A 6,153-nucleotide genomic window follows, 5' to 3' on the forward strand; every position below is an offset into this window, starting at 1 on the left:
TCGACGCCGGTTGCGCTAGCCGTCGGTACGACGCTGAGCAGCGCCAGCGCAATGGCGCCGGTGCCGGTGCCAAGATCGAGGATGCGGCACCCGCCTTCCCGCGCCGCAACTGCCTTGACGAAGGGCAATATCGCCTCGACCAGCGTTTCGGTATCCGGCCGCGGCTCCAGCGTTTCCGGCGACAGCGACAGGCGCAAACCGTAGAATTCACGATAGCCGAGGATGCGATGCACCGGTTCGCCGCCAGCGCGGCGTCCGTCTCAGGGCGGCATCGATTTCGGCAACAATGCCGGCGCCGAGCCTGCGTTCAGGGTCCGCAATGGCTTGCGTGCGCGTCGTGCCCGAAAAATGCTCGACGATCAGCCGCGCATCGAGCGCCGGGTCGTCGACAGTGGTGCCAAGCCGAGCCCGCGCTTCCCGCAGCATCGGGCCGAGTGCGTCGGGCAGGTCAGTCATCGATGCCGATGTCGGCGAGCAATTTCGACTGGTGATCGGCAATCAGCGCGTTGATGATCTCGTCGAGTTCGCCCATCATCACCCGGTCGAGCTTGTAGAGCGTCAAATTGATGCGATGGTCGGTGACGCGGCCTTGCGGGAAATTATAGGTGCGGATGCGTTCCGAGCGGTCACCGGAACCGACCTGCGACTTGCGCGATTCGGAACGCTCCTCGTCGGCCTTGCCGCGCTCCAGGTCATAGAGCCGGGCACGCAGGATCTGCATGGCTTTGGCGCGATTCTGATGCTGCGATTTCTCCGCCTGCACGACCATGATGCCGGTCGGCAGATGGGTGATGCGGACGGCCGAATCGGTGGTGTTGACGTGCTGGCCGCCCGAACCCGAGGCGCGCATCGTGTCGATGCGGATGTCTTCGGCCCTGATGTCGATGTCGACCTCTTCGGCTTCGGGCAGCACCGCGACGGTTGCGGCCGAGGTGTGAATGCGCCCGCTGGCCTCCGTTGCCGGCACACGCTGCACGCGGTGCACGCCGGATTCGAATTTCAGATGCGCAAAGACGCCTTTGCCCGACACGGTGGCGATGATTTCCTTGAAGCCGCCGGCGTCGCCATCGCTGGCCGAGGCGGTTTCGAAACGCCAGCCGCGTTCGGCGGCGTAGCGCTCATACATGCGAAACAGGTCGCCGGCGAACAGCGCGGCCTCGTCACCGCCGGTGCCGGCGCGGATTTCGAGAATGGCGTTCTTGTCGTCGACGGCATCCCTGGGCAACAGCAGGATCTGGATATCCTTCTGCAACGCCTCGATGCGGTCCTCTACCTCCGGCAACTCGGCCTCGGCGAGCGCCCGCATCTCGGCATCGGTGCCCTTGTCGGCAAGCATGGCTTCCAGATCGGCCTGTTCACGCTCGGCCAGGCGCAATGCCCTGACCTTGGCCACCATATCCTGGATTTCGGCATATTCGGACGCCATGCGCACATAGGCATCCGGCGCCGGGCCGGCCGACATCTGCGCTTCGAGCATCTCGAAACGCTTGACGACTTGATCCATACGATCGCGGGGCAAATTGACCATGATGAGGCTGCTACAATGGGATCGAACGGCCGTCGGCAAAGGCCTGCAGCAGCGCCCGCATCGGCAAGCCCTGTGCCGGAGCCATCAGATTGTCGTCGAAAAACGCCTTCAACTCGTCCAGCGGCAGTTCCGTCAGCATCGCCTTGACCGGACCGATCGAGGCCGGCGACATCGAGATCGAACGGAAACCGAGGCCGATCAGCGCCATCGCCGAGATCGGCTTGCCGGCGAGTTCGCCGCACAGCGTCACCGGCGTATTGTTGCGGACGCCGGCATCGGCGATCTGCTTGAGCACACGCAGGAACGGCGCCGACAGCGTGTCGAAGCGGTTTGCCAATTGCGTGTTGCCACGGTCGACGGCCATGACGAACTGGAACAGGTCGTTCGAACCGACCGAGACGAAATCGACCGCCTTCATCAATTCATCGAGCTGGAACAATAGCGACGGAACTTCCAACATCGCGCCCAGCTTCAGGCTGGTCGGCAAATGATGGGCAAAGCGCGACAAATGCCGCACCTCGCGATCGATGATCTCGCGTGCCTGGGCGATCTCGCCCAGCTCGGTCACCATCGGCAGCATCAGCTTCAATTCGCGGCCGCCGCTGGCCTTGAGCAAAGCGCGGATCTGGGTGCGCAACAACCCCGGCCGGTCAAGCGTCAGCCGGATCGCCCGCCAGCCAAGCGCCGGGTTCTCTTCCTGGATCGCACCCTTGAAATAGGGCAGCACCTTGTCGCCGCCAATGTCGATGGTGCGGAAAGTGACCGGCTTGCCGCGCGCCGCTTCGAGCACGTCGCGGTACAGCTTTTCCTGGGCTTCGGCCCGGGGAAATGTCGAGGCGACCATGAATTGCAATTCGGTGCGGAACAGGCCGATGCCGGCCGCGCCCGCTTCGGCAAGCTGCGGCAGGTCGACGGCGAGACCGGCATTCATCAACAGGTCGACCTGGACACCGTCCCTGGTCGTCGACGGCTTCTTGCGCAGCTCGCGGTAGACCTCTTGCCGGCGCGCCCTGAAGCGCACCTTTTCGGCGTAGGCGGCCTCGAGATCGGGCTGCGGCCGCAAATGGATCACGCCCTCTTCGCCGTCGACGATGATGGCATCGCCGTTTTCCGCCATGGAAACGGCGCCCTTCATCTGCCCGGCGACGGGAATGCCCATGGCACGCGCGACTATGACGACGTGACTGGTCGCGGCACCATCCTCGAGCACCAGCCCGCGCATCTTGTCGCGGGGATAATCGAGCAGCTCGGCGGCCCCCATCGAACGGGCAACGATGATGGCATCCTTCGGCAGCGATGCGGCGACATCTTCCGGCCCGCGCCCCATCAGCTGGCGCAGCAGGCGGTTGGCGAGGTCGTCGAAATCGCTCATCCGCTCGCGCAGATAGGGATCGGTCATGTGCAGCATGCGGGCGCGCATGTCGCTCTGCACCTTTTCCACCGCCGCTTCGGCCGTCAGGCCGTTGCGGATGGCCTCTTCCAGCCGCCGCACCCAGCCGCGATCGTTGGCGAACATGCGATAGGCTTCCAACACCTGGCGATGCTCGCCTTCGAAGGCGACGTCGCGGCGTTCCAGCATGTCGTCGATGGACAGCCTGAGCGAGCTGAGTGAGGTCTCGAGGCGGCGGACCTCTTCCTCGCTGTCTTCGTTGAACAGATTGGTGACGACGATGCGCGGCTCGTGCAGCACGACATGGCCGAGCCCGACGCCTTCATTGAAGGACAGGCCGGTGAAGCTGACAGGACGGCGCAGATCGAGTTCAAGGCCGGGCCGGGTCAGCCGCGCCAGATCGCCGGTGGCGATCATCTCGGCGATCACCATCGCGGTGGTTTCCAGCGCTTCGACCTCGTCGTCGCGGTAATGGCGCATGGTCTTGTTCTGCACCACAAGCACGCCCAGCGTGCGCCCTGCCCGCAGCACCGGCACGCCGAGAAACGAGTTGTAGATCTCTTCCCCGGTCTCCGGCAGATAGGCGAAGGCAGGGTGTTCCTGCGCATTGGACAGGTTGAGCGGCCGCGCGCTGGCTGCGATCGTGCCGACCAGGCCTTGGCCCAGCCGCAACTGCGCCAAATGGACGGCGTTCGGGTTCAGACCTTCGGTAGCGTAGAGTTCGAGCACCGAATCGGCGCGCAGCACATAGAGCGAGCAGACTTCCGCGACCATGTTGGAGGCGATGTCGCGCACGATCCGGTCAAGCCGCTCCTGCGGCTCCAGCGGCTCCTGCATGAGCTCGCGGAGCCGTTTGAGCAAAACGCGCGGGCCACTGGCCTGATCACGCATCGCGGCTTCTTCTCCAATGGGCATTCTGCCCGCCGCAGTTTCCACCGCGACCGGCGCACACGCAACAACTCAAATCGTTCTCGCTACTGCTTATCCAGACCGTAGACGGAATGCAAAGTACGAACCGCAAGTTCCGTATACGGACCGTCGATCAGGATCGAAATCTTGATCTCGGAGGTCGTGATGGCGCGGATGTTGATCGATTTGTCGGCCAGCGCCTTGAAGGCGGTGGCGGCGACGCCGGCATGGCTCCTCATGCCGATGCCGATGACCGAAACCTTCGACATGCCGGCTTCCGACTGCACGACATCGTAGCCGATCGAAGCCTTGAGGCGTTCAAGCACGGCCAGCGCCTTGTCGACATCGCCCGACGGCACGGTGAAGGTCATGTCGGTGAACTTGCCGTCCTCGGAAATGTTCTGGACGATCATGTCGACATTGATGTTGGCCTCGGCCAGCGGCCCGAAGATGCCGGCGGCAACGCCCGGCCGGTCGCCGACCCGGCGCAGCGAAATCTGCGCTTCATCCTTGGCGTAGGCAATTCCGGTGACGACCTGCTGTTCCACGATCTCTTCCTCGTCGCAAATGAGCGTTCCGGGCGGATTGAGCAAATCCCCCATTCCGGGCGCGTCGGGATCGTCGAAGGACGACCGCACGAAGGTACGCACCCTGTGCACCATGGCAAGCTCGACCGAACGCACCTGCAGAACCTTGGCGCCGAGCGAAGCCATTTCAAGCATTTCCTCGAACGATATCTTGGCCAGCCGCCGCGCCTTGGGCTCGATGCGCGGATCGGTGGTGTAGACCCCGTCGACGTCGGTGTAGATGTCGCAGCGATCAGCCTTGACCGCCGCGGCGATGGCGACGGCACTGGTGTCGGAGCCGCCGCGGCCGAGCGTGGCGATACGATTGTCCGGGCCGATGCCCTGGAACCCGGCGATCACCGCCACCTGGCCCTCGCCGAAGCGCTTGATCAGGAACGCGCCGTCGATATCGAGGATGCGCGCCGCTCCATGCGCATTGTCGGTCTTGATCGGGATCTGCCAGCCCTGCCAGGAGCGGGCGTGCACGCCCATGTTCTGCAAGGTGATGGCCAGAAGGCCGGCCGTGACCTGCTCGCCGGAAGCGACGACCGCATCATATTCGCGTGCGTCATGCATCGGCGAGGCCTCACGCGTCCAGCCGACCAGTTCATTGGTCTTCCCGGCCATCGCCGAAACGACCACCGCCACCTCGTGGCCAGCGTCGACCTCGCGTTTTACGTGACGCGCCACGTTGCGGATGCGGGCGATGTCGGCGACCGAGGTTCCGCCGAATTTCATCACGATGCGCGCCATGGGAACGAAATGCCTTTGCCTGAAGCCGGATCCCGGCCAAAAGCCGGAATCCCGAAAAGCGGAAGGCCGGCTGACGCCGGCCGCTGAATGCGCGGCCTCCTTAGCCAAATGATGAAGGTTTCGCAAGGCTGGCGGCCGATTGCCGGCGCCAGAACCCGGCATATTGCCTTCCGCCCCGCCGCCGCCTACGAAATGCAGCCTGCGGGGAATTCTTTTGGTTCGGCATAACAGATGATGATTGCTCGTCTTCGACGTGCCATGCGATGGCAATCGCTCCCGCTTGTCGCCGGCTTCGCCGTGCTGGTGCTGATTGTCGGCAGCCGCGCCATGCTGGTCGAGGAACAACGGGCCAACCGCGCCGCCGCGCGCGAGGCAATCGAATATCAGCAATTGCTTTCGGGTCTGCTTTCTCTGGCGCAGGAAGCCGAGAACGGCCAGCGTGGCTACCTGCTGACCGGCGAGAAATCCTATCTCGAACCCTATCGGAGCGCTATCCGCGCCATTCCGGGCCAACTTGCCCGCATCGACAGCTTGACCGCCCCCGACGACCAGCTCGTCCAGCCGATCAACCATATCAAGGACGCGCTTTCGCGAAAGCAGGCTGAACTGGCCGAGACGATTGCCCTGTACGACCAGGGCAATGCGACGAATGCCCTGGATCTGGTTCGCAGCGGCCAGGGCAAGGCCGTCATGGACGAAATCCGGACCAGCATGGATACGGTCCGACGCATCAGTGCCGCAGCCATCGCCGCGCGCGACGCGCATACCGACCAGGTCGAGGCCTGGCTACGCATCGGTTCGCTGGCGGCGCTGCTGGCGATCTTCCTGCTTGCCGGCTACGCGATCAGGGAATCGCGCCGCCGCTTCCGTGAGGTGGCCGTCGCCCAGGATGAGTTGGTGCGCAAGAACGTCGCCCTCGGTAAGGAGATCGAGACTCGCGAAAAGGCCGAATCCCAGATCCGCCAGATGCACAAGATGGAGGCGGTCGGCCAGCTTACAGGCGGCAT

At 64.1% G+C, this 6,153-nt stretch carries 4 protein-coding genes and 1 pseudogene (1 of these 5 only partly in view); 1 reads left to right on the forward strand and 4 read right to left on the reverse strand.

Annotated elements, in window-relative coordinates; translation table 11 throughout:
* The 4 genes and pseudogenes from prmC to EOC06_RS13425 form a co-directional block, all read right to left on the reverse strand.
* Positions 1 to 456: pseudogene (gene prmC, locus EOC06_RS13410) on the reverse strand (peptide chain release factor N(5)-glutamine methyltransferase) (it extends 385 nt beyond the left edge of the window).
* Positions 449 to 1,528, reverse strand: a complete 1,080-nt coding sequence (prfA, locus tag EOC06_RS13415) for a peptide chain release factor 1 (protein WP_128307978.1) — start codon at positions 1,526 to 1,528, stop codon at positions 449 to 451. The pseudogene prmC and the gene prfA overlap by 8 nt, the downstream one beginning before the upstream one ends.
* 10 nt (positions 1,529 to 1,538) lie before the next feature.
* Positions 1,539 to 3,809 (reverse strand): phosphoenolpyruvate--protein phosphotransferase, encoded by a 2,271-nt coding sequence (gene ptsP, locus EOC06_RS13420; RefSeq protein WP_128307979.1) that lies wholly within the window; start codon positions 3,807 to 3,809, stop codon positions 1,539 to 1,541.
* An 83-nt stretch (positions 3,810 to 3,892) separates the two neighbouring features.
* Entirely contained in the window at positions 3,893 to 5,146 is a 1,254-nt protein-coding gene (locus tag EOC06_RS13425; RefSeq protein WP_013529459.1) for an aspartate kinase, read from the reverse strand.
* 258 nt (positions 5,147 to 5,404) lie between these two features.
* Between EOC06_RS13425 and EOC06_RS42460 the strand changes: the two genes are divergently transcribed.
* A partial coding sequence (locus EOC06_RS42460) for a CHASE3 domain-containing protein (protein ID WP_245469564.1) occupies positions 5,405 to 6,153 on the forward strand: 749 nt, incomplete at its 3' end.

The organism is Mesorhizobium sp. M7A.F.Ca.MR.362.00.0.0 (genome assembly GCF_004023175.1).
In the GTDB taxonomy this organism is placed as follows: Bacteria; Pseudomonadota; Alphaproteobacteria; order Rhizobiales; family Rhizobiaceae; genus Mesorhizobium.